This is a genomic window from Vibrio olivae (assembly GCF_042428525.1).
Lineage (GTDB): Bacteria > Pseudomonadota > Gammaproteobacteria > Enterobacterales > Vibrionaceae > Vibrio > Vibrio olivae.
Map to the genome: position 1 here is coordinate 1689112 of NZ_JBHMEP010000001.1, position 24330 is coordinate 1713441.

Here is a 24330-nt window from a genome sequence, read left to right on the forward strand (position 1 = left end):
CTGGCTCTGGCTCTGGCTCTGGCTCTGGCTCTGGCTCTGGCTCTGGCTCTGGCTCTGGCTCTGGCTCTGGCTCTGGCTCTGGCTCTGGCTCTGGCTCTTCAGTGTTTTGTTCGAGGTCGTTGCCGTCAAGCGTTTCATTCAACTTATCGGATGATGGTTGCTGAGTCTCATCTTCGGAAAGCTCATCAAGCAGAGGGTCCGCCTCTGGCGCAACTTTCATTAAATCATCAACAAACTCATCACGAGAAAAGTCGGGTTGGGTTTCTTCCGCCAGCGCAGGCTCATCATCCTGTGCGCCTTCATCACTCCCTTGTTCAGATTGCGCTTGTTTTTCAATTTCAAGCAACTCGTCAAACAACTCAGTCGCTTCAGCATCATCAAGATCATCTTCAGAAGACAACTCTTCATCAAACAGCGCGCTTTCTAGTTCGTCTAATTCATCACTCACATGCTCCTGTTGCTCATCGTCAACGGGGGCATCATCATCAAGTAACTCGTCGAGCATCGCCGTTGAGTCGGTATCAAACGCCTCATCATCATCTGCGCTTTCAAGCAGCTCGTCGAGTAAATCCGTGCTGCTTTCATCCCAATCTAATTGGTCTTCTGGGTCTAATGCTTCGTCAAGAGTTTGATCTTCGGCGAGGTCAAAGTCTGGGGTATCTTCGTCATCATCGAGCAACTCATCAAGCAATTGCGCTTCATCGTCAGCAGACAGTTCATCAGCACTCTCTTCCAACTCATCAAGCGTCGATTGAGTTTCCATCTGTGCAAAGATATCGTCTATATCGCTATCTGAGGCTAACTGAGGTTCATCGGACAATGCTTGCTGCTCCGGAGCAAGCGGCTCGTCGTCACTGCTTAGGTCAAAATCGTCTTCGTCATCTACGGCTTCAGATAACAAATCATCAAGCATTGATTGATCAATCTCGTCGCTGTCTAGACTTTCATTGTCTTCAAGTAGCGAGTCGATATCATCCTCACTGAGAGATTCATCATCAGAGAGGTCGAAATCATCACTGTCGGTACCATTCGCGACGTCATCGAGCGCCTTTTCCATCTCTTCGAGACCGAGGGCTTTCTCTTCACCATTTACACTAATACCATTTGAGCTAACGCTATCAGCAAGTTCTGTATCTAGGTCACCGTCATCACCAATACCTGCAAATGGGTCTTCGCCGTCTTCATCTTCTAGATTGAAATCAAGATCATTGTCATCCAGATCGGCGAAAATATCATCTTCAGCATTGTCCCCTGTCTCTGCTTCTGGCTCGTCCGTATCGCCATCAAGATCCATCTCATCACTAAATAGCAACTCTTCATCATCGCTTGAGTCACTGAAGAGATCATCATCGAGAACCAGATCGTCGTCGACTTCATCATTCATTTGCTCTGGAATGATCGGCATTACAGGTTCTGGTTGGGTTTGTGCTTGCTGCTCACCTTGTTCATCTTTCTTGTTACGGCGACTAAGCAGCGACACCACGAGCAGGCCAATTAATAGTCCAGGAATGATCGCGAGAGCGCCAAGTACAAATGGGTTAGAGAGTAACTGATCCATCTCTGATGGCGCCATTTGTTGCTCTTTGGCTAAACGTTCACGCTCTTGGCTCAGCAGCTTTTCGACTTCGTTTCGAATTCGATTTTCATCATTTAACTCATCTTTAAGTACATCAACTTCTGACTGTACATTCGCCAGCATTAAGCGCAGCTTATGGTTCTTCTCTTCAAGTGCCAGTAATTCATCTTCAGAAGAAGCCAGTTGGTTTTCTAATTGATTAACCTGACCTTGGGTTTCTTGTTCAGCGATTTGCTGCTCTTGGCTTGGCTGAGACTCAGGTGCCTCCGCTGGCATCGAAGGCTGCGATTGAGGTTCGGGAGTGACTTCTGGGGCTTCGCTGGTCGCAGGCTCACTCGGTGTCGGCACCGCAACAGGAATGCGAGAACTAGGACTTGTTGGAGTGGCAGGTTGAGGCGTTAAACGCGCATTCGTACCATTCAACTTGGCTTGATGCGCTGCCAAAATAGCAACGGCTTCTTGGTTAGATGTGCCTCTTACCTGAGCCAGTGAAGGAACTCGAAGCGTACTACCCGGTAACAAGTTATGAATGTTTTGATTTTCAAACGCCCTCGGGTTGAGATTAAAAATCGCCAATAACGTTTGTTGAACAGTGACATCATTAGAAGGTCTTAGACGAGTGGCAATACTCCAAAGCGTGTCAGAGCCCGTAGTGGGGCCAAAAAAACGGGAAGGTTCGTTATTGTTATTTCTGATGACAGGATCGGCAAATTGCGGCGAATTTTGAATTTCACCATTCGGTCCTTTTAAACGAATACTCTCTGCACTAACGAATGAAGTCTGAGTCACGGCTACTAGTGCAATGGGCAATAGTAAACGTATAAAAAATCGACGCATAAAAAAGCTCAAGCTGTGTGCTACAAAAAGTTAAAACACGGATCTAACAAATATATCGGATAACCACTTTAAAACTATAGGTTGTAAGCCAAAAAATGTGTGTCAAACGCAATAATCGCAGTAATCTCACACAATATTTGTGCAGTTCCTTACAAGGTGTATAAAAAAGCCCCAGTTTTTAGGCTGGGGCATTCTATAAACCTTAGTAGTAATCGCGAATCAGCACTTCAGCGATTTGCACCGCATTCGTCGCCGCACCTTTTCGCACATTATCGGCCACAACCCATAGGTTGATACCACTGTGGTGGCTAATATCATTACGAATTCGTCCAACCATGACCGTATCTTTACCACCCGCATCGCGAACTTGGGTAGGAAAATCTTCACCGTGGAAAACGTCCACTCCGTCAGTTTGTTCAAGTAGTTGGATAACTTCTTGAGCGTCAATCGGTGCACGTGTTTCAAGGTGTACTGCTTCAGCGTGACCATAAAAAACCGGAACGCGAACACAAGTAGGATTTACGGTAATCGACGCATCATTAAAAATCTTTTGTGTCTCCCACACCATTTTCATCTCTTCTTTGGTGTAGCCGTTGTCCATGAACTGATCGATTTGTGGTAAACAGTTAAACGCAATCTGTTGTGAAAACTGCTCAGATTCCGCAGGCAAACCATTAAGTAACTTCGCCGTTTGACCAGCCAATTCATCAATGCCCGCTTTACCTGCTCCCGATACAGATTGGTATGTAGAAACGTTAATGCGTTCTATGCCAACGGCATCCTGAATCGGTTTCAAAGCCACCAGCATTTGGATCGTCGAACAATTAGGATTGGCAATAATATTACGGTTGCGAAACTCAGCAATCGCTTCGGGATTAACTTCAGGAACGACAAGTGGTACATCGTAGTCGTACCGAAACTGTGAGGTATTGTCGATAACAACCACCCCCGCTTCTGCCGCTATCGGTGCCCATTGTTCAGACAACTCAGCACCAGCAGAAAATAGACCAATATGCGCTTGTGTCCAGTCAAAATCTTCTACATTTTGTACCTGAATCGTTTTACCGTTAAAACGGTAGGTTTTACCTTCGCTACGCTCACTGGCTAAAAGGAACAACTCACCAACCGGAAATTCACGCTCTTTTAGTACTTCTAGGATTGTCTCACCGACGGCGCCCGTCGCACCGAAAATGGCGACATTAAATTGTTGGCTCATTTGTTTACCTCAACCTGAAAACCGAGTTTGTCGAGTGGTGAAAGATTACACGTTTCATCACCCGCTAATTGGACTGCACTGTATTCTCGTCTATCCCAATATTGCTTACGCATCTGGTCAAACGAACCGGGTTTATGGATTTCTCGTCGAAATAGTGCATCATCTTTACGTACATCATAAACCAGCTGAGTCAGATTATGCAGCGTTGCTTCATCCCAAGCGCGATCGAGAGCGATGTATGGGACTGGTGCCGTTGGCAACAGTTCGCTCGCACTTGCCGATAAATCTCGCTCAAGAAACTGACAGTAGCTATTAAAGATCATCGTCGTTCCACGCGCTTTACCTTCTAATCCATACCCAGCAACGTGCGGGGTGGCGAATGCTAACAGAGGCAGCAGTTCCATATCAACTTCTGGTTCAAATTCAAAAACATCAAGGGCGGCTGTAAACCCGTCTTGTTTCGCTAGACGTTGCTTCAGCGCTTGATTATCGATGATAGGACCGCGCGCAGCGTTGATTAAAATTTGGTCAGACCGCAATGCATCAAGGGTAGCTTGGTCAAATAGGTGATGCGTGGGGTGGTCACCATCACGGGTAATTGGCGTGTGAACAGTGATGATATCGGCTTTTTCAAGCAGTTGGTTTAGTGGGGTAAATAGACGCTCGTCACCTTGTTGTTGTTTCGGTGGATCGTTAATTAGCACTTTAAGCCCTAAACCCTTAAGGCACTGTTCGAGATAACTCCCCACTTGGCCAGCACCAATAATTCCGACGGTTTTATCAAATATAGAAAACCCCTGTTGCTGTGCCAATACCAGCATGACACTGACTACGTATTCCGCTACACCAACTTTGTTGCATCCTGGTGCGGCAGTAAAAAAGATGCCTTTTTCGGCCAGCAAAGCCTGATCAACATGGTCCATACCCGCGGTTGCCGTACCAACAAATTTGAGCTTATTTGCCTTACTCAGCAGTGATTCATTAACTTTCGTTACAGAGCGAATCATCAGAGCGTCGACATCGACTAAATCATCAGCCGTAAGGTGGCGACCCGGTTTTAAAATCACTTCACCCAGCTGGCTAAACAATTGCTGCGCGTAAGGCATGTTTTCATCAATCAGGATTTTCATATTGGTTCACTATTCAAAAAGGTGTGACGATTGTGCAAAAAAGCCTAATCAGTGTCGAGAGAAAAGTCTGGATAATCCATATATAAAAATACCCGGCACAATGGCCGGGTAATATTCCAGAACAAAAGGATCCTGACCCGCTCTCCATGGGTCAGAGTCTGCGTCTGTCCGATCAGCTTAGCCAATCAAGTCTGGAAATTGAGCTGCTTATTGCAAGCAAAACAGATTTACGCTTGGTATTTCTTGATCACCAACGTAGCGTTAGTACCACCAAAGCCAAAGCTATTTGACATTACGGTATTCAACTCCGCTTCGCGAGTGGCCGTTACAATGTCCAAACCTTCTGCTGCAGTATCCAAGTTTTCAACGTTAATACTTGGTGCAATAAAGTTGTTGTGCAGCATCAATGTAGAATAAATCGCTTCGTGAACACCCGCCGCACCCAGTGCGTGGCCAGTCATTGCTTTCGTTGCAGAAATTGCAGGGCTATTGCCACCAAACACTTCTTGAATCGCGCCTAACTCTTTGACATCACCAACAGGGGTTGAAGTACCGTGAGTGTTGACATAATCAACGCCGTCCACATCTTGCATCGCCATCTTCATACAACGTACCGCACCTTCACCTGATGGAGCGACCATATCATAACCATCAGACGTTGCGCCGTAACCGACGATTTCACCGTAAATAGTCGCGCCGCGAGCCAAAGCGTGCTCAAGCTCCTCAACCACGACCATACCGCCACCACCAGAGATAACGAAACCATCGCGGTCAGCATCGTAAGTTCGAGACGCTTTGTCCGGTGAATCATTATACTTAGTCGATAGTGCGCCCATAGCGTCAAACATCATCGTCAGTGACCAATCCAGTTCTTCACCGCCGCCTGCAAACACGATATCTTGCTTACCTAATTGAATAAGCTCAGCTGCGTGACCAATACAGTGCGCAGAAGTGGCACAAGCCGAACTCATTGAGTAGTTCACGCCGCGAATTTTAAATGGCGTAGCAAGACATGCAGAGACAGTTGATGACATCGTACGTGGCACCATGTAAGGCCCGACACGTTTTACGCCTTTTTCACGCAAAATATCAACAGCATTCACTTGGTTTAGAGAAGACGCGCCACCCGAACCTGCGACAATACCAGTGCGCTCGTTTGATACTTGATCTTCACTCAAACCCGCATCTGCAATCGCTTGTTGCATGGATAGGTATGCATACGCAGCCGCATCACCCATAAAGCGCATCTGCTTGCGATCGATGTGTTCTGCTGGGTTAATTTTAAGATCTCCCCAAACTTGCGAACGTAGACCGACTTCCTTGAACTGCTCTGATGCAGTGATACCAGATTTACCCGCTTTAAGAGACGCTAGAACTTCTTCGACGTTGTTACCGATACTAGAAACAATACCCATACCGGTGATTACGACTCGTTTCATGTGACAATCCTATAATTCAAAATTCTGTTTGATAATAACTAAGAAGGGTTGGAAAAGTGGTCAGCTTTCCCAGAAATTCGTACAATCCTTCCAAATTATTTTCCATATTCACAGTTATCAGACACTATGACAACCATAAACCACGCTCAACTCGAGTGGAATGACGCCGGTACCCCTGTTTCCGACCAGTTCGATGACGTTTATTTTTCTAACGTTAACGGCTTGGAAGAGACACGCTATGTGTTTCTCACCCAAAACCACCTTCCTCAACGTTGGCATGAGTTTCAACAGCGGCGCTTTGTGATCGCCGAAACTGGATTTGGAACCGGGCTCAACTTTCTTGCTGCATGGCAGTGGTTTGATGAATTTAGACGGCAAAATCCAAATGCGCCATTAAAAGAGCTCCATTTCATCAGCTTTGAAAAGTATCCACTAAACATTGATGACTTAATTAAAGCACACCAAGCATGGCCAGAATTGGCTGACTATGCTCAGCAGCTTCAATCTCACTATCCGCTCGCTGTGCCTGAATGCCAGCGTATTGTTCTCGCAGATGGCGCGGTCACCCTAGATTTATGGTTTGGTGATATTAAAGATTGCATGCCTTTAGTTCCAACACCACACCAAGGGCTCGTTGATGCGTGGTTCTTAGATGGCTTTGCTCCCAGTAAAAACCCCGAAATGTGGAATCAAACCCTGTTTGATGGGATGGCAAAACTGGCGAAACAAGACGGTACCTGTGCCACGTTTACCGCCGCAGGTTTTGTACGACGAGGTTTAATTGACGCTGGCTTTGATATGAAGAAAGTCAAAGGGTTCGGCACCAAACGAGAAATGATTGCCGGACACCTTAGTGAGCGACAAGCGCCGAGTAATCACAAACCTTGGTTTGCAAGACCGAGAGCCCAAGACTGCGAGGATATTGCGATTATTGGCGGAGGGATCGCCAGTGCCATGTTAGCTAAACAGTTGGTTCAGCGCGGTAAACGCGTCACGCTCTATTGCCAAGACGCTCATCCAGCTCAAGGCGCGTCAGGAAATCGCCAAGGTGCGATTTACCCATTGTTAAATGCCGAGCATCAAGGTGTCTCACGTATTTTTGCTCCTGGATTTGTCTTTGCGCGTCAACTGGTCAATCAATTAGCGACTCAATTTGCATTTGCTCATCAGTGGTCTGGCGTCTGCCAACTGCTGTGGGACGAAAAATCCTCGAACAAGTTAGCTCCCCTTGCACACGCTGATTTTGACCCACAGCTAGTTTCCTTTCTTGACCCACAGCAAACACAGCATACTGTTGGCTTGGAAACACAATGTGCCAGCCTTTCGTACCCGCTAGGTGGGTGGTTGTCCCCCGCTCAATTGACGCAAGGGCTCATTACATGGCTTGAACAAAGCGATTTGTTTACAGCGCATTACGAACACCGCGTTGATTCGCTGAACTGGCAGTCCTCACAATGGCAACTGGTAACCTCACAAGGTCAATTCACTCATCAGGTCGTTGTCGTGGCGAACGGCCACGAGTTTGAACGTTTTGAACAAACGCAGCCTCTGCCGCTCGCAAAGGTGAAAGGTCAAGTCAGCCATATACCAACCACCCAGACATTAAGCCAGCTTAAAACCGTACTTTGCTATGATGGTTACATGACGCCATGCAATCCCAACAATCAACACCATTGCATTGGCGCAAGTTATGACCGAACTCACATCGACAACCAATTCGATCCCGATGCGCAGCAACACAATGCACAAAGGCTTACCGACTGTCTCCCCGGGGTAACATGGCCACAACAAGTGGATGTCAGTGGCAATCTGTCGCGTCAGGGAGTCCGCTGCGTAAGCCGTGACCATCTGCCTTTCGTGGGCGCAGTGGGCAATATGGCGCAAATACTTAATCAATACCAACACCTTGCATCCGCCGATGAAACGCAGGTAAGTGACGTCAGCAATTACCCAAACCTCTTCTGTTTGTTAGGTCTAGGTTCTCGTGGGTTAAGTTCAGCGCCACTGATGAGTGAAGTTCTGGCATCGCAAATTTGTGGTGATCCACTTCCTCTGCCAGTCGATTGCCTCGAAGCTCTGCACCCGAGCCGTATGTGGGTAAGAAAGTTACGTAAAGGCAAAGCGGTAAAATAAGCCTTGGCGACTCTAGGTGCTTGTTGCGGTGCAAAAAATACGTTTTGCACCGCCCCTTTCTCAGATATTTCTTACATTTCCATCGGTAATTAATTCATAGCATTTTTGCAACAACCGTACCCAATAAAAATAAAAACAATAATAATCAATAAGTTAAAAACTGGCACAATCATCGCAATAGGAAAGTCACACACTCAATCATTATCCTAAGGAGATGCAACATGCTGAAGTGGATGCTGATATTTTTAGTCGTCGCTCTTATTTCCGGAGCACTGGGTTTCACTGGTATCGCTGGCGTGGCTGCGGGCATAGCGAAAGTACTTTTCTACATCTTTGTTGTTCTATTTATCATCGCATTGGTGATGGGCTTTGGCGCCATGGGGCGACGTTAACACGCTCGCCCATCAATAATGTCCAAAGTCTAAGAGTTGAATAATAGAGAGGTGAATGATGAATAACATATTTGACGCACTACGAGAAAGTCATGAGAAGCAACGTCTACTGATGGATGCTTTGCTAAAAACCAGTGGTGATAGTAAATCTCGTCGAGAATTTTATGCTCAGCTGAAACAAGAGTTACAACTCCACGCTGAAGCAGAAGAACGTAACTTCTATATTCCACTGATTAAAAAAGATTCGACGATCGATATGAGTCGCCACGGTATTTCTGAGCACCACTCAATTGATAAGATCTTAGCTCAAATCGACGAGACGGATTTTGATTCTCCCGCTTGGTTGACTCACATGAAATCCCTTCAGCACCAAGTTCTTCACCATCTAGAAGAGGAAGAACAGCATATTTTCCAAATGGCTGGTAAAGTGATTGGTGATGAACAGAAGCAAGACTTAGCGGCCAAGTACCAACAAGAAATGGGCGAATCTGTTCACTAGATTATGACAGCAAAAAAGGCCTTACTGAGTAAGGCCTTTTAATCCAATCAAGCGTGGTGCTTACAGCATCAATGCTGTTACCGCTTGTTTTAGTTCTGCATTGACTGCATCGTTGCTGACAACGCCTTCTTCAACATTAAACACATCATAGAAGTTAGGAACAGATACCGTCGCTTTTACGTTACCACCAAAGAATGACGCTGACCCTTGTGCCGCTGCCAATACAGATTGCGCACCGCTAGGGCCTGGTGATGTACCTAAGTAAACTGCAGGTTTGTCTTGATAGACGGCACGTTCAATACGTGATGCCCAGTCAAACAAGTTTTTGTACGCTGCTGTGTAGTGGCCGTTGTGTTCAGCAAAAGAGATAACCAATGCGTCCGCTTCACCAATTTCGCGCAGAAATGCTTGTGCGCCTTCTGATTTGCCAATCTCTTTTTCTAGATCTTCACTAAACATAGGCACTTTGAAGTCGTTGATGTCTAATACTTTGACTTCTGCACCTTCGACCAAATTAGCCGTATAAGTTGCGAGCGCTTTATTGATTGACGTTGAACTATTTGATGCACCGAAAGCAATAATTTTCATCATCTTTTTCCTTATTATTGGGGAGTAATGACAGAATAAGAAACTTAAAGCTTGGCAACAAGCATAAAAATTCAAAGGTTAAGTTCAAAAAATTTGAATAACCGAGCTAACGACACGCACACCGGCAGCGTTAGACTTCCGCCACCAACTGCTGCCATAGATCATTTACGATAGTGCGATCGGCTGGCGATAACTCACTGCGCGCTTCATCAAGGCTCGCTTCAATACGCGATTTCAAAACTTGAATATCTGTTTCTCCCGCTTCTTCACATGCCGCTGCTGACAGTGAAATGTGGCCACGCAGATAACCGCCCGCAAACAGTTCGTCATCTGACGCCGATGCGATACGTTGGTCAATCAGCTCAAGGAGTTGCTCTTCAAATTCTATAATCATCATTATCTCTTGTTACTTGAAACAAAGTTGTCACTTCACACAAAAATCTTCACGGCGCAGTTCTGGAATGTCATAAAACTGACGGAGAGCTGTAGAAAGTTGTTGGACACGAGGTGGCAAACCCGAATCCAAAATATTCATGACTTCTTGATGCACTTTGGCAAAAAAGCTCAAGCGATCCGGTTCAAAATCGCCGTGTAGGTTGTCACAACTGACATTAAAAGGAAAGCCAGCACTGGCTGACAAAATCCACTCATACGCTTGAGGACGCACTTCAACCTTTTCAAACTCTTCCTGCTTAGCTTGCGTTCTGCCATCAGGCTCATACCAGTAGCCAAAGTCTTCGAGCAAACGGCGCTGCGGACCAGCAACACACCAATGGCTTACCTCATGCAGCGCTGATGCATAATAACCATGAGCAAAGACAATGCGATGGTATGGCGTCTGTTGGTCGGCCGGAAGATAAATAGGCTCATCACCACCCAATTCAAGTTTGGTATTGTAATCATCAAAAAACGTACGATTAAAAATAGTCATCAAATCTTGATAGTGATGTGTCATTCAAGCAAGCCTATGCGTCAATCAATGGCGCGCATTTTCGCTTTTTTATCGCGACAGGTAAAGAGGAGCGTAACAATGAGAAACTCTGTCAGAGTTTACTGATTATGCCCGCTTACCTTGGATTCACGTCGTCAATTAATCCTCAACTCTCTATACTCGCCTCTCTTCTTTCCACTCGCGTTGCGTTTAACTCGTCATCGACGCCTACAACCTTGGTCACTTAGTATTTATGTTACTTAGCTCTCTTTACATCATCGGCATAACTGCCGAGGCGATGACTGGCGCACTGAGCGCAGGCCGCAGAAAAATGGATTGGTTTGGTGTGATGTTGGTTGCGAGTGCTACTGCAATTGGTGGAGGAACCGTTCGTGATATTCTACTGGGTCACTATCCTCTTGGCTGGGTTAAGCATCCTGAATATTTAGTCATTACGTGTATCGCGGGGATCTTAACGACCGGTATCGCTAAGTGGGTCATCAAATTTAAGGGCGTGTTTATCCGTCTGGATGCACTAGGGCTTATCGTATTTAGTATTATAGGAACACGCATCGCGCTAGAAATGGGGCTTCACCCGGTTATCTGTGTCGTCTCAGCACTGATTACAGGCGTATTTGGAGGGCTGTTACGAGATTTAATGTGTCGGCAAACACCCTTGGTATTGCATGAAGAGTTATATGCGTCTATTTCCGCTCTCTCTTCCATTTTATACCTTTCACTGCTAAACGGTGACGTGACTCAGACTTATGCCACCGTTATCACGTTAACAGTGGGTTACTTATTGCGTATGGCGGCAGTCCGTTTTAAATGGCGCCTACCTAATTTCCATTTGGAATCCGAAACATCAGCCCATTAATGCAAAAAACGCCTTCATCAGCTGGAAGGCGTTTTTATTTATGATGCTAATTTGTTGATCAGATTTTTGGTGTTGCCGTTTCAACCGCAAAATTCTGTCCACGGTGACGAAGCAAGTGATCCATCACCACGATGGCCAGCATCGCTTCTGCAATCGGCACTGCGCGAATACCCACACAAGGATCATGACGCCCTTTAGTAATCAGTTCCGTCTGTTCACCCTGTTTGGTAATGGTTTTACCCGGAACGGTAATACTCGACGTGGGTTTAAGAGCAATATTCGCAACAATATTTTGGCCTGTGGAAATCCCGCCCAAAATACCACCGGCATGATTACTACCAAACCCTTCTGGGCTCAGCGTATCTCGATGCTCACTGCCTTTTTGTTGAACGACATCGAAACCATCACCGATTTCAACGCCTTTCACCGCATTAATGCTCATCAGTGCGTGCGCGATATCGGCATCCAAACGATCAAATACCGGCTCTCCGAGCCCCACTGGAACTTGGGTAGCGACAACCTGAATTTTGGCACCAATCGAATCACCTTGCTTTTTCAAGTCACGGATCAACTGGTCAAATTGCTCGACTTTATCGACATCAGGACAGAAAAACGCGTTGTTCTCAATTTCATCCCAATCGACTTTATCAATGGTTACATCACCCATTTGCGATAGGTAAGCGCGAATCTCGATCCCAAATTCCTGCTTGAGGTATTTTTTCGCAATGGCACCTGCGGCAACACGCATCGCGGTTTCACGCGCTGAAGAGCGACCACCACCACGATAATCACGAATACCGTATTTTTGATGATAGGTGTAGTCCGCATGACCCGGACGGAATTTATCTTTAATCTCGGAGTAATCTTTTGAGCGTTGATCGGTATTTTCGATCAATAACCCAATCGAGGTGCCTGTGGTTTTTCCCTCAAAGACGCCAGAGAGAATTTTCACTTCATCAGGTTCACGACGCTGCGTGGTATAACGAGAAGTACCGGGTCTGCGTCGGTCAAGGTCAGTCTGTAGATCGCTTTCGCTGATCTCTAAGCCGGGAGGACAACCGTCGACAATACATCCTAATGCGATGCCGTGACTTTCGCCAAAAGTGGTTACTCGAAAATGTTGTCCGATGCTATTTCCTGCCATTAGTTCCTCAAATTCGCGGGATAGTGAGCCCTTCACTATCATCCGTGCGTTCCATTGTTCGTGTTTTCATACTCGCTTGATTAGGTTTTGATGTAAAGCCCTAAAATCGATCAAATCCACATTCATTTGTGATAAAAAAATGCCAGCGGATTGCTGGCATTCTATTTTTGAACCGCGAGCGGCTATCGTTTAATCTTTGTAAATTGAGAATTCTGCAGCACAAGCCACCAATTGTTCACGAGTGAGCATAAATACACCATGTCCGCCGTTTTCAAAATCGACCCAAGTAAACGGAATTTCTGGATATTGCTCCATCATATGCACCATTGAGTTACCGACTTCGCAGATCAAGACTCCGTTGTCGGTCAAATAATCAGGCGCATTCGCTAAGATACGACGCACCAATTTCAAGCCATCAGTACCAGCAGCAAGACCAAGCTCGGGCTCATGGGTGAACTCTTCTGGCAAACTGTTCATGTCTTCTTCGTCAACATAAGGCGGGTTAGTGACGATAAGATCGTATTTATCTTGGGCCAGGTCACGGAATAAATCAGAGCGAATTGGGAACACTTGCTGCTCCATACCATGATCTTGAATGTTTTGCTCCGCGACCTCAAGCGCACCGGGTGAGATGTCAATGGCGTCTACTTCTGCATCAGGGAAAGCGTGCGCGCAAGCAATCGCAATACAACCGCTCCCCGTACACATATCCATAATTCTTGCTGGCTCTTCAACCAACCACGGATGAAATTGGTTCTGAATCAGCTCACCAATCGGCGAACGTGGCACCAACACGCGCTCATCGACGAAAAACTCTAAACCGCAGAACCACGCTTTGTTGGTGAGGTAAGCAGTCGGCGTTTTTTCGTTAATACGACGAATAACACGTTCAACAATGCGCAAACGCTCACTGCTGGTTAGACGAGAATTCAATACATGCGGAGGGACATCTATCGGCAAATAGAGTGTTGGAAGGATAAGCTGAACCGCTTCGTCCCAAGCGTTATCGGTCCCTTGACCGTAGAAAAGATTCGCGGCGTTAAAACGGCTCACCGTCCAGCGAATCATATCTTGAAGCGTATGAAGTTCTGAAACTGCTTCTTCAATAAAAATCTTATCCAAAATTGCCTCCGAAAAGCGCTACAATACCGCTAACTTGATTTGATTAAACCGTTGATACCATCCAATGAGCGATAAAGACTCCCATTTAGATGACGATTTCTCCTTATTCAAGGAAGCGATGCAAGGCGTCAAAAAGTTGCAACAGGATACCATAGTCCAGCAGCCAAAAAGAAATACTAAACAGAAAGAACGTATGCGTACGCAGCGTGAGTCGAGTGATAGCGAGTTTTACTTCTCAGATGAGTTTGTCCCTCATTTGAGCGATGACGGCCCAACCCGTTATGCTCGAGATGGCGTTTCTCACTATGAAGTCAAACGCTTACGTCGTGGCGTGTATGTTCCGGATGTGTTTTTAGACATGCATGGCATGACCCAAGTGGAAGCAAAACGTGAACTCGGGGCGATGATCACCTATTGCGTGCGCAACGGTATCCATTGTGCGTGTGTGCAGCACGGTATTGGTAAGCACATTTTGAAACAGCAGACACCACTTTGGCTGGCACAGCACCCAGATGTCATGGCATTCCACCAAGCGCCGTTAGAGTTCGGTGGCAACGGCGCACTGCTGGTACTGCTATCCATTCCGGAGAAGTAAGCACTTAGTGTCGTAAATCTGGCGGGATCGGTAATTCTTCGGCTTTCAGTTTGGGTCGTTGCCCGCCACGTTTACGGTACTGCTTTAATTGGAAAACATAAGCGAGGATTTGCGCCACTGCGGTAAACAACCCGTCAGGGATCTCTTGTTCAAGTTCAGTGGTATGATAGAGCGCCCGAGCCAGAGGAGGCGCTGGAATCACATAAATATCATGCTCCCGTGCCACCTCACGGATTTTCAATGCAATATGATCTATCCCTTTAGCCACAACCACTGGCGCTCGGTCTGAGTCATGCTTATAACGTAGTGCAACCGAAAAGTGCTCCGGGTTCGTCACAATCACATCCGCTTGTGGTACGTCAGCCATCATACGCCGCTGGGCTGCTTCACGTTGCAACATGCGAATTCGACCTTTCACCTCAGGCTTACCTTCGGTTTCTTTATACTCATCTTTGACTTCTTGCTTGGTCATTTTCAGTTGATTCGCGTGTTGCCAAATTTGGAAGGGAATATCAATCGCCACGACCACCAGCAACGAGCAGCTAATAAGCAAAACAAAGTTGAGTAAAATATCCAGAGCGTGGAAAATGTTTTGTGGAAAAACGTCCATGCTAAGTTGAAACAGATCGGCTTTAGCGGCATTGATCAAATAAAACGCCCCCCCCGACACCAACGCGACTTTGAGTATGGATTTAATCAATTCAACCCAGCTTTGCATTCCTAGCATGCGCTTTAGGCCACTTAACGGATTCATTTTCGACAGCTTGGGCCGTGCGGCTTCCATCGAGAAACTGATCCCCCCGACTCCGGCAGCGCCAATCGTAGCAGCGACAAACAAAGTAACCAGAATCAGCAAAAGTGGCAGAATCAAACTGCCTAACGCGCCAAGTACAATATCGAACAGTTTAGGAACATCAAAAATCTCTTCGCGGCTAAGCGTAAAGAGCCGACCCATAACTTGAAATAAACCATTGGCCAGTGCATCACCAAACCACATTAATGAGATGGCACCGACGACTAATACTGACACCGAGGCTAATTCTTTTGACCTTGCAACCTGCCCTTTTTCTCGAGCCTGTTGCAAGCGCTTGGGCGTGGCGTCTTCGGTGCGTTCTTGACCGTCTGATTCTGCCATCTCAGCCTCCTAGCAATCCAAACGAATGAAGCGACAAACTTGCCCCTCCACCTCAGGCCAAAACAGTTGGTAGTGTCCATACAGCCCAGACAAAATATACCAACACAGTAACAAGCCGACCATCAAGGCAAAGGCAAAACCCAAGGAGAAAATGTTAAGTTGAGGGGCCGCTCGGGTCATCACACCGAATGACAAATTGATGGTCAGTAGCGCGATAATGCCAGACAGCGACATACTCAGCGCGACTTTAAACATAATACCAAGCCACAATGCCAGCTCACGAAAATCAATCGCATTCAAACTACCACTGCCGATGGGTAATGACTGAAAACTGAGTGCCACTAAGCTAATCATTTTAAGGTGCCCATCGGTGGCGAGAAAAAACAGCGTCACCAAAAACATAAACAATTGACCAAGCAGTGGTGTATTTTGGCCGTTGGCGGGATCAACCATTGACGCAAAACCTAAGCTTGATTGCATGCCGAGTATCTGGCCAAGAATAACAAACGTTTGAACCATGAATTGCGTGATGGTACCCATCGCTACGCCGATGATGATCTGCTCTAGCAGCACCATAAAGCCCTGAAAGGATAACAATTCAATGTTTTGGGGAACCGCAGGAATCGCCGGCATAATAGCCAGAGTGATGGCCAGTCCTAGGTACAGACGAATACGAGTCGAAACAAAGCGCGCGCCCGTCACCGACATCACCATCAGCATTGAAGAAACGCGCACATAAGGCCAAAAGTAATTGGCGATCCAATCAAGAACAACGCTGGTTGGATACTCCATAGGGGCTCCTAGTAAAGCACCTGTGGCAAGCGTTCAATCATGCCATAGAAGAAGTCCATCAGCGTTTGTGTCATCCAGTGAGCAAACATCATCAACGCCAGTAACGTGACGATCAAACGCGGTAGAAAGCTTAAAGTTTGTTCGTTAATGGATGTCGCAGCTTGAAAGATTGCCACAACCAAGCCTATCAACAAGCTTGGCACGATGATCGCGCATACCATCAAGAGCACCATCCACAGTGCTTCTCGAAATAGTTCAACGAACATTTCAGGAGTCATACATTCTCCCTACATTGCAAAGCTGCCTGCCAGCGTTGACAGAATCAGGTTCCAACCATCAACAAGGACAAACAACATCAGTTTAAAGGGTAACGACACGATCATTGGCGACAACATCATCATACCCATCGCCATCAATACCGAAGCAACAACTAAGTCAATGATCAAAAACGGCAAAAATAGCATAAAGCCTATCTGGAACGCCGTTTTTAACTCGGACGTAATGAACGCCGGTATCAGCACCGCCATGGAAACATCTTCCGGATTTTGCGCATCAGAACCCGCAATATTGACGAACGTTTCCAAATCCTTCACTCGCGTCTGTTTGAGCATAAATTCTCGCATAGGGCCTTGTGCATTATCAAAGGCTTGGCGCGCTGAAATCTGCTCATTAAGATATGGCTGAACCGCCTGGTCGTTAATTTGGCTTAGTACTGGAGACATAATGAAGAAAGTTAAAAAGATGGCGATACCGATGATCACTTGGTTCGATGGCGTTTGCTGCAAGCCCATCGCTTGACGCAAAATCGACATCACAACTACGATACGCGTAAATGACGTCATCAGAATAACCATTGCCGGCAAAAAGCCCAGCATGGTCATTAAGGCTAAAATTTGCAGATTGATCGAGTAATCTTCACTGCCATCTTCGTTGGTCGTCATCGTAAACGCAGGAATCCCCGCACCACCGCCAGCGATCGTACTGGTTGAAATCGTGCGTGCGGCGCCATTTTCTTGATTCATCGCACTGACGGTGACATTTTCAGCGCCAGTGGTATTGGCTGGTATTGGGGTATCTAACTCTTCTTGCGCCAAACTCCAAGGCGAAAAAAGACAAAGCATGGCCATCAGCACCATGCTAAACAGTAAGTTTCTATTTGGCATTCTTTTTCAACAGCTGAGTCAGTTGATTGGCAAACGGACTGGTTTCCAGCTCCTCCTGAGACAGTGGTTTCTCTAGCTTTGAAATGAGTTGAATCGACTGACTGGTCACACCGACCAAAAACTGCTCTTCGCCCGCTTGTACAATCACAATACGCTCTTTGGTACCGACGGCAATTTGACGAACGATGTTCAAGCCTTTTTGATGGCTCATCGCAGGTAGACGCATGCGTTTGAGCAGCCAAGCCAACACTAAAATGACCGCCACCACCATGATCAGCGACCCAAATGTCGTCGCCCAATCCAATTGTGCCGCTCTTGATTCCTCAATGGCCCAAGCCATATTGGGCAACAATGATAACGAACTCAGCCAAACTAACTTCATAACTTACCTTAACTTCTTGATTCGCTCAGTTTGACTGATCACATCCGTTAGTCGAATACCAAATTTGTCATTGACCACCACCACTTCACCATGCGCGATCAACGTACCATTAACCAAAACGTCTAGTGATTCACCGGCCAAGCGCTCAAGCTCAACAACAGAACCTTGGTTAAGTTGTAAAAGGTTACGAATACTAATTTGTGAGCGTCCGACTTCCATTGAGATGGTGACCGGAATATCAAGAATTGTATCCAGTTTGCGGCGCTCATCTTCAGAAATCGGCGAAGAAGTATCTTTTAATTCATCGAGCTGTGCGGCCATGACCTCATCGGTATCCATATCTGGCGCACTTGGGTCTTCGCCTAAAGCGGCTGCCCATTCGTCAGCTAGTTTTTGGTCGTCACTGGGTTCCATACTCTGTTACCTATTGAGTGTTATTTCTCATCTTGTGGTTAATCTTCGATTTCGCCTTCGTCATCTTCGAAATCAGAAATCACATCTTTGCCTAAAAAGGCGATATCCGTTTTCACTACATCGGGCCGGCGAATACGTTCAGAAATCTGAATCGCGGCATTTTCACCTGAGCGTCCCATCTTAACGCGATACGTGGGTAGCTCCTCCACAAACATAGTCGCGTGCTCTGGCATATGAATCGGAATAATGTCACCGGGGCGAAGTTCCATTAAATCGCGCAGCGAAATGTCTTGCTCAAGCAAGTTAACGCGAAAGTTCACCGGAACATCCATGATCTCTTCACGCAGTGCACTACTCCAACGAACGTCCGTTTCCATTTTGTCTGATTGAACACCAGCATCCAAAAGCTCACGGATCGGTTCTACCATAGAGTATGGCATCACCACATGGAAATCACCGCCGCCGCCGTCGACTTCAACATGAAACGAGCTGACAACAATCACTTCAGTTGGAGAAACGATGTTGGCCATACTCGGGTTAACTTCCGAATCAAGATATTCGAACTCAACCCCCATCACAGGCGCCCACGCTTCTTTATAATCTTCAAAAACAATTTTCAGAAGCAACTGAATAATACGACGCTCGGTTGGCGTAAATTCTCGTCCCTCGATACGTGCATGAAAACGCCCATCACCACCAAAAAAGTTTTCCACCAAAATGAACACTAGACGTGCTTCCATGGTGATAAGTGCTGTTCCTTTAAGGGGTCGAAAGCGCACCATATTCAAACTGGTTGGGACATAAAGTGTATTTTGGTATTCACCAAACTTCATCATTTGCACGCCGTTGATCGACACTTCGGCAGTTTTTCGAAGCATATTAAACAAACTGATCCGTAAATGACGTGCAAAGCGTTCATTGATCAGTTCAAGTGTCGGCATGCGACCGCGCACAATGCGGTCTTGTGAAGAGAAGTCGAAACTGACCGCGGAAGCATCTTCCTCGGTAGTGCTGTCTTCGGCCTCATCGACGTCATCGACGCCGTGCAGCAGCGCATCAATCTCGTCTTGACTTAATAAATCGGTCACGCGTCACCTATTGCATTACAAAATCAGTAAATAAAACCCGTTCGATCACCGGCTTTCCTACTGCACGAGTCAGACTCGCTTTAATATCTTCAGTTGCTTTATCACGCAGTTCGACTCGACCGGTCGTGGTCCGCAACTGATCAACCGTAGCTGAAGCGAACGTTGCTAACAGTGAACTCTCGATCAATGGCGAATGATAACCCGCCAAATTCTGATTCTCCGAACCGCGAACCATTAATTGCACTTTAATCTGAACTAAGCGATCTCGTTTATCACCTGTCACGTTGAAAATAAATGGCTGCGCAATATTCACATAAGAAACAGGCTCTGAAGATGTGACGACTTGTTGAGCCTCAGCGCCGCTTTCCTCACTGGCCGCATCATCCGACCCCATTAGGAAAAAGGCAGCACCACCACCGCCGAGCAGTAACACAACGACAGCAATAATAATGATCAGCAGTTTACCTTTTCCTTTCGGAGCATCTTGTTCTAACTGTTCGTCCGCCATAACGTTCTCTATTTGTTTCGTTTTTTATAGTTTAAGCGTAATAACTGATTCCATCACGCTTTGTCGCGACATTGACATCAACTTTGACATTAGCGTCAATATTTTCGTCACTGAGAGAGGCTGCGCTACCTGAATTCTGAGCGTCTTGTCCATCCCCACCTTGGGCATAATGGCTTTGCTGTTGCCCTGAACTCTGCTGCTGCACCGAGGTATCACTTAATTGTACCCCTTGCTGCGCGAGCATCTCTCGAAGGCGCGGCATGGATTGTTCAATCATGTCGCGCGCCTGAGGATTAGCCACGGTAAACTGAACACTGGCGCCATCGCCGTTCATGTTCATGCGAATGTGTAAGCGGCCAAGTTCAGGTGGATCCAAACGAATATCGATATTTTTGAGGTTCTTTGACAACATAACTTGAACGCGTTCAGCCAGTTGCTCACCCGCCATATCACGTTGTAAAACAAGTGGTGCCTGCGCTTGAACCTGCTCGTTTCGAGCCAAAGGATTAATACTTTGAGATTGTCCTTGGTGGCCAGTCGCGTGAGCGAGTTGCTGAGCAAAGCTTTCTTCTTGCCCTTTCCCAAGTGTACTTGCGAGTTTCTCAGCCTGCGCATTTTTACTCACACTCGCTCCGATTGACGCGTTTAAAGCCGCTTTTAAGCCCTCAACGTCGGTTTTTTCGCCACCTTTTGCGTTTTGTCCGACGAGCAGTTGAGCGGCATTAAGTTCAGCACTACCCAGTGCGGAAGCAGCTGAAGGCACAACCGTTTTATCGTTTACCGTGGCCTGAGGCGCGCTATTCAGAGCCTGTGCAACCGAATTCGCCACCTGTGTTTGCGTTGCGGCTTTTGCAGGGATGTCTTTACTTACGCTGAGATCTTTGCTCATTTTAGCTTCATCACTCGCACCCCAGACAATGTGCTGAGATATCAGATCGTCATCCTCTGCCGATGTTTCTGCCGATGTTTCTGCCGATGTTATTGAATCGACTTGTTGATCGTCAGGCAAGGCTTGTGCAGTATTTTGTAAGTCAGAATTGGCTGAATCGGCTGTCTGCGTCACTTGTGCCACATCCTGCTGCGACGAAGGCTCAGTGCTCAAATCAGTGGTTCGAGCTTGCTGCATAGCTTGTTGTGTAGCAAGCTCTTGGTCAGCCAATTCGGAGTCTTCCAATTGTTCAGGAGGCAAACTCTTGCCACTTTGTGTTTGCAGCGCTTGATTGGCTTCCCCCAAACGCGCTAATAATTCATCGCTTTCAGAAATAATCTTATCGACGTCATCGCTACTTTGTCGCTCTTGTTCCGGTGCAGCCGCTTTTCCCTGCTCAAGTAACGCTAGCTCGGAGTCTTCGCCTTCTAGCACGGGAGCTTCTTCGCGATTTGTTTTCAAGGCATCGGCAGAGATCTCGCCCTCGACGACATCGATGTCAACACCCTCCGCTTCAGCACTAGCCTCTTCGGTCACGACTTCTCCACTGTGACCGGAAGACTCTGCAACCTTTGCTTCACTTGACGGTTCGCCAGAAACCAGCGACATCAATTTGGCAAAAAAGCCTTCATGCCCATGGGAATCATGAGTTGTAACTTCTTGTTCTGATGAAGATTTTGCCAACTTACTGCTCTCTGAGGTTGGCATGAGATTTATATTCATAGGCGCCACTTACGCAATTCAACAAACACAAATAATTCTTTAATAAAGCAATATACGAGCCAGTTATGAATTACGAGAGAATTTTAAGGCAAATCATCAAGTTGGATTTTGCGGCGGGCAAACTGCAACGTAGAGAATTCATCCATCATTTTCTGCTCTCGCTTTTCCTGAAGGCGTTGCTTTTCGGTTTGTTTCTTTTCCATTAACCACTCGTAGGAGCGGCGCTGCTTACGCGCTTCCAGCCAATGCTGCTCGCTATTCTCGACTTGCTGCTTAAAATGACTTTCCGCTTGCTTCTGCTTTGCGAGCGTTTCATCCAAAGACGTTAAAAAGCGATTGAGGTGAGCGTATTGACTGGCGGTCAATCCCGATTGCCCACGCTCCACTAACTGCTGACAATAATCTAGGCGATAGTTTTCAATTTGGGACAACTGCTGATAGTAATTGTCCAACTCAGTACGCGCTTGCCCCAACGCCATGACGGCTTGGTTTTCATGTTCTTTAGACTGTTCGAGGAGAAACTCTAATGCATTATCCATTGCTTATTAGCCTCCTAACATACTCTTCAGCATATTGACGCACATATCATAAGGCACACTCTCTTTCATGCCTTGCTGTAAGTACTCATCCAATTTCGGCTTTAACGTAAAGGCACTGTCAATTGCCGGATCGGCTCCCGGTTTATAAGCACCAATAGAGACTAAATCTTGATTTTTACGGCACACAGAAAGCACTTGGCGGACCGCTTTAGACATCAACATGTGCTCTTCAGAGGTGATTTGTGGCATCACCCGGCTCACTGACTTCTCAACATCAATCGCTGGATAATGGCCAGCATCGGCCATTTCGCGAGACAACACCACATGCCCATCTAAGATGGCTCGTGATGCATCGGCTATCGGGTCTTGTAGATCATCGCCTTCGGTTAATACAGTAAAGAAAGCGGTAATAGAGCCTTGATTTTCATCACCATTGCCTGCCCGCTCAACCAATGCGGGCAGCTTTGCAAATACCGATGGTGGGTACCCTTTGGTCGCTGGCGGTTCACCAACGGATAAGGCGATTTCACGCTGCGCTTGGGCGAAGCGGGTCAACGAATCCAGCAGTAATAAAACATCAAGCCCTTGATCACGAAAATACTCAGCAATGGTCAACGCCGTTTGACAACCTTTGAGACGCATTAAGGGCGAAGCATCGGCTGGCGCTGCCACCACGACAGAACGCTGACGTCCATCAACGCCCAAAATTTCTTCAATAAATTCTTTAACTTCTCGTCCACGCTCACCGATTAACCCAACCACCACTACTTGAGCATTGGTTCCTCGAGTCATCATTCCCAGTGTCACCGATTTACCGACACCAGAACCAGCAAACAGGCCAATACGCTGACCTTTACCCACCGTCAGTAAACCATTAATCGCTTTGATACCGACATCCAACGGCTCGCTGATCGGTTTACGGGCTAATGGGTTAATTGGATCGACATGAAACGAAGTTCGCTTATCGGTGTAAATCGGCCCAAGCCCATCAAGAGGATTCCCAACACCATCAATCACACGGCCAAGAAGCTCCATACCGACAGGCAAGCCCGCCTCTTCGGTTACAGGGGTGACTTTGGCGCCAGGTAACACACCCACGATCTGTTCGCTCGGCATTAAGAACAAACGATCGCCAGCAAAGCCCACCACTTCGGCTTCCATATCACCATTCATGGTTTCGACTTTGCATAAGCTGCCAATCGGTGCTCGACACCCTGTAGCTTCAAGCGTCAAACCGACAACGCGCACCAGTTTGCCTGAGGCAACCGGGCGGCAAGTTAAGTTCTCGGATTTATAGTGACTAAGGCGTTCGGCGAGAGCTAACATTATTCACCACCTTGATGATGACGATTAACACCGCAAAAGCTTTGAATAACCGAACGAATGCGGTCTTCGATGCGATAGTTCACACTCGACTCTCCCGCCTCAATTTCTACATCACCTCGATTGAGCGCAGGCTCGCTATTCAGCGTCCAATTACGGATACCTAAATCTTCTTCACTAAACGAGGAACGAATGATGTCTACGTCGTCAGGATGGAGTTTTAGAGTGATGGCGTGTCCGGCAATGGGTAAAATCTCCACCGCTTGTTTAATCGTATCAAGAATGAATTGTGGATTCGTTTGCACTTCCACATGCACCACTTCTTTGACCAGAGTCAGCACCATATCGACAAGTTGCTTTTCAACCTGAGCATTCATAAGCTCAAGAGGCTGTGCAAACTGGTTCGCTAGGTTGATGAACGTCTTCACTTGTTCTTGAATAAACTCTTGGCCTGCAGCGACACCTTCAATTTTACCCGCTTCCAAACCTTCTTGATGACCTTCAGCAAAACCTTGCTCTTTGCCTTTATCATAGCCCTGTTTAAACCCGGCCTCTTGACCTTGATGCAATCCATCCTGATACGCTTGCTGCTTGATCAGTTCGATTTGCTCTTCTGTCAGTTCTATCGGTTCTGGCTCTGCAGGCTCTGAAAAATCAGGTGCCCAGCTTGGGTCATAGTTGAGCGCGGTTTCTTTTGCTTTCTTACGTGTTTCTGAGCCATAGTCAGGCAGACCCCATTTCTGAGGTTTATCGACGACTGTGTCATCATCAATACGTAAGAAACCGCGTTTTCTTTCAACCGTCATTTGATTACCTAATGTTTCTTATTCTGCGCTGCGAGCTAAGCGCTGTCTCA

At 46.8% G+C, this 24330-nt stretch carries 27 protein-coding genes; 6 read left to right on the top strand and 21 right to left on the bottom strand.

Annotated elements, in window-relative coordinates:
- From ACFFUV_RS07725 to fabB, 4 genes are all read right to left on the bottom strand, one after another.
- Window positions 1-2413, bottom strand: a 2413-nt coding sequence (locus tag ACFFUV_RS07725; protein WP_390190978.1) for a FimV/HubP family polar landmark protein, incomplete at its 3' end; no start/stop codon positions are given.
- 202 nt (window positions 2414-2615) lie between these two features.
- Window positions 2616-3629, bottom strand: a complete 1014-nt coding sequence (locus ACFFUV_RS07730; protein WP_390190979.1) for an aspartate-semialdehyde dehydrogenase — start codon at window positions 3627-3629, stop codon at window positions 2616-2618.
- Window positions 3626-4759 carry a 4-phosphoerythronate dehydrogenase gene (locus ACFFUV_RS07735; RefSeq protein WP_390190980.1) on the bottom strand — a complete coding sequence of 378 codons (1134 nt, stop codon included), beginning with the start codon at window positions 4757-4759 and terminating at the stop codon, window positions 3626-3628. The genes ACFFUV_RS07730 and ACFFUV_RS07735 overlap by 4 nt, the downstream gene beginning before the upstream one ends.
- A 227-nt stretch (window positions 4760-4986) precedes the next feature.
- Window positions 4987-6198, bottom strand: a complete 1212-nt coding sequence (gene fabB, locus ACFFUV_RS07740) for a beta-ketoacyl-ACP synthase I (RefSeq protein ID WP_390190981.1) — start codon at window positions 6196-6198, stop codon at window positions 4987-4989.
- A 126-nt stretch (window positions 6199-6324) separates the two neighbouring features.
- On the opposite strand from fabB, the gene mnmC reads away from it, so the two are divergent.
- The 3 genes from mnmC (at window position 6325) to ACFFUV_RS07755 (ending at window position 9222) form a co-directional block, all read left to right on the top strand.
- Window positions 6325-8331, top strand: a complete 2007-nt coding sequence (mnmC, locus tag ACFFUV_RS07745; RefSeq protein ID WP_390190983.1) for a bifunctional tRNA (5-methylaminomethyl-2-thiouridine)(34)-methyltransferase MnmC2/FAD-dependent 5-carboxymethylaminomethyl-2-thiouridine(34) oxidoreductase MnmC1 — start codon at window positions 6325-6327, stop codon at window positions 8329-8331.
- A 221-nt stretch (window positions 8332-8552) separates the two neighbouring features.
- Complete coding sequence (locus ACFFUV_RS07750) at window positions 8553-8723, top strand: DUF1328 domain-containing protein (RefSeq protein ID WP_390190984.1); 171 nt, start codon at window positions 8553-8555, stop codon at window positions 8721-8723.
- Window positions 8724-8781: 58 nt separating this feature from the next.
- The gene (locus ACFFUV_RS07755) at window positions 8782-9222 is read left to right on the top strand and encodes a hemerythrin domain-containing protein (RefSeq protein WP_390191885.1); all 441 of its coding nucleotides are present in this window, start codon (window positions 8782-8784) and stop codon (window positions 9220-9222) included.
- Between the two features lie 60 nt (window positions 9223-9282).
- Here the strand turns inward: ACFFUV_RS07755 and ACFFUV_RS07760 are convergent, their stop codons facing one another.
- The 3 genes from ACFFUV_RS07760 to ACFFUV_RS07770 form a co-directional block, all read right to left on the bottom strand.
- Entirely contained in the window at window positions 9283-9810 is a 528-nt protein-coding gene (locus ACFFUV_RS07760) for an NADPH-dependent FMN reductase (protein WP_390191887.1), read from the bottom strand.
- Between the two features lie 130 nt (window positions 9811-9940).
- Window positions 9941-10204 carry a YfcL family protein gene (locus ACFFUV_RS07765; protein WP_390191890.1) on the bottom strand — a complete coding sequence of 88 codons (264 nt, stop codon included), beginning with the start codon at window positions 10202-10204 and terminating at the stop codon, window positions 9941-9943.
- A gap of 30 nt (window positions 10205-10234) precedes the next feature.
- Window positions 10235-10765: an elongation factor P hydroxylase gene (locus tag ACFFUV_RS07770; RefSeq protein WP_390190986.1), complete on the bottom strand. Its 531-nt coding sequence runs from the start codon at window positions 10763-10765 to the stop codon at window positions 10235-10237.
- On the opposite strand from ACFFUV_RS07770, the gene ACFFUV_RS07775 reads away from it, so the two are divergent.
- Both ACFFUV_RS07775 and ACFFUV_RS07780 read left to right on the top strand, forming a co-directional pair.
- The gene (locus tag ACFFUV_RS07775) at window positions 10759-10989 is read left to right on the top strand and encodes a hypothetical protein (protein WP_390190987.1); all 231 of its coding nucleotides are present in this window, start codon (window positions 10759-10761) and stop codon (window positions 10987-10989) included. The genes ACFFUV_RS07770 and ACFFUV_RS07775 overlap by 7 nt on opposite strands.
- A gap of 5 nt (window positions 10990-10994) precedes the next feature.
- On the top strand, window positions 10995-11618 hold the full coding sequence (locus ACFFUV_RS07780; RefSeq protein WP_390190990.1) for a trimeric intracellular cation channel family protein: 624 nt from the start codon (window positions 10995-10997) through the stop codon (window positions 11616-11618).
- A gap of 58 nt (window positions 11619-11676) precedes the next feature.
- Here the strand turns inward: ACFFUV_RS07780 and aroC are convergent, their stop codons facing one another.
- Window positions 11677-12762: a chorismate synthase gene (aroC, locus tag ACFFUV_RS07785; protein ID WP_390190992.1), complete on the bottom strand. Its 1086-nt coding sequence runs from the start codon at window positions 12760-12762 to the stop codon at window positions 11677-11679.
- Between the two features lie 189 nt (window positions 12763-12951).
- Window positions 12952-13884: a 50S ribosomal protein L3 N(5)-glutamine methyltransferase gene (gene prmB / locus ACFFUV_RS07790; protein ID WP_390190993.1), complete on the bottom strand. Its 933-nt coding sequence runs from the start codon at window positions 13882-13884 to the stop codon at window positions 12952-12954.
- A 64-nt stretch (window positions 13885-13948) separates the two neighbouring features.
- On the opposite strand from prmB, the gene smrB reads away from it, so the two are divergent.
- On the top strand, window positions 13949-14479 hold the full coding sequence (gene smrB, locus ACFFUV_RS07795) for an endonuclease SmrB (RefSeq protein WP_390190994.1): 531 nt from the start codon (window positions 13949-13951) through the stop codon (window positions 14477-14479).
- A 4-nt stretch (window positions 14480-14483) separates the two neighbouring features.
- On the opposite strand, the gene flhB is transcribed toward smrB, so the two are convergent.
- The 12 genes from flhB to fliH all read right to left on the bottom strand — a co-directional run bounded on the left by flhB (window position 14484) and on the right by fliH (window position 24280).
- Complete coding sequence (flhB, locus tag ACFFUV_RS07800; protein WP_390190996.1) at window positions 14484-15614, bottom strand: flagellar biosynthesis protein FlhB; 1131 nt, start codon at window positions 15612-15614, stop codon at window positions 14484-14486.
- Window positions 15615-15623: 9 nt separating this feature from the next.
- The gene (gene fliR, locus ACFFUV_RS07805; protein ID WP_390190997.1) at window positions 15624-16406 is read right to left on the bottom strand and encodes a flagellar biosynthetic protein FliR; all 783 of its coding nucleotides are present in this window, start codon (window positions 16404-16406) and stop codon (window positions 15624-15626) included.
- A gap of 8 nt (window positions 16407-16414) precedes the next feature.
- Window positions 16415-16684, bottom strand: coding sequence for a flagellar biosynthesis protein FliQ (gene fliQ / locus ACFFUV_RS07810; RefSeq protein WP_390190999.1), 270 nt, complete (start codon window positions 16682-16684; stop codon window positions 16415-16417).
- 9 nt (window positions 16685-16693) lie between these two features.
- Window positions 16694-17542, bottom strand: coding sequence for a flagellar type III secretion system pore protein FliP (gene fliP, locus ACFFUV_RS07815; RefSeq protein ID WP_390191892.1), 849 nt, complete (start codon window positions 17540-17542; stop codon window positions 16694-16696).
- 16 nt (window positions 17543-17558) lie between these two features.
- Window positions 17559-17909: a flagellar biosynthetic protein FliO gene (gene fliO, locus ACFFUV_RS07820; protein ID WP_390191894.1), complete on the bottom strand. Its 351-nt coding sequence runs from the start codon at window positions 17907-17909 to the stop codon at window positions 17559-17561.
- A gap of 45 nt (window positions 17910-17954) precedes the next feature.
- Window positions 17955-18365 (bottom strand): flagellar motor switch protein FliN, encoded by a 411-nt coding sequence (gene fliN / locus ACFFUV_RS07825; RefSeq protein ID WP_093275624.1) that lies wholly within the window; start codon window positions 18363-18365, stop codon window positions 17955-17957.
- Window positions 18366-18403: 38 nt separating this feature from the next.
- Window positions 18404-19453 (bottom strand): flagellar motor switch protein FliM, encoded by a 1050-nt coding sequence (gene fliM, locus ACFFUV_RS07830; RefSeq protein ID WP_390191001.1) that lies wholly within the window; start codon window positions 19451-19453, stop codon window positions 18404-18406.
- Between the two features lie 7 nt (window positions 19454-19460).
- On the bottom strand, window positions 19461-19961 hold the full coding sequence (fliL, locus tag ACFFUV_RS07835) for a flagellar basal body-associated protein FliL (RefSeq protein WP_390191003.1): 501 nt from the start codon (window positions 19959-19961) through the stop codon (window positions 19461-19463).
- Between the two features lie 31 nt (window positions 19962-19992).
- Window positions 19993-21612 (bottom strand): flagellar hook-length control protein FliK, encoded by a 1620-nt coding sequence (locus ACFFUV_RS07840; RefSeq protein ID WP_390191004.1) that lies wholly within the window; start codon window positions 21610-21612, stop codon window positions 19993-19995.
- Between the two features lie 83 nt (window positions 21613-21695).
- Window positions 21696-22151, bottom strand: coding sequence for a flagellar export protein FliJ (fliJ, locus tag ACFFUV_RS07845; protein ID WP_390191005.1), 456 nt, complete (start codon window positions 22149-22151; stop codon window positions 21696-21698).
- Window positions 22152-22157: 6 nt separating this feature from the next.
- On the bottom strand, window positions 22158-23477 hold the full coding sequence (gene fliI, locus ACFFUV_RS07850) for a flagellar protein export ATPase FliI (RefSeq protein WP_390191006.1): 1320 nt from the start codon (window positions 23475-23477) through the stop codon (window positions 22158-22160).
- Complete coding sequence (gene fliH, locus ACFFUV_RS07855) at window positions 23477-24280, bottom strand: flagellar assembly protein FliH (protein WP_390191007.1); 804 nt, start codon at window positions 24278-24280, stop codon at window positions 23477-23479. Before fliH ends, fliI begins: the two co-directional genes overlap by 1 nt.
- Window positions 24281-24330 lie beyond the last annotated feature (50 nt).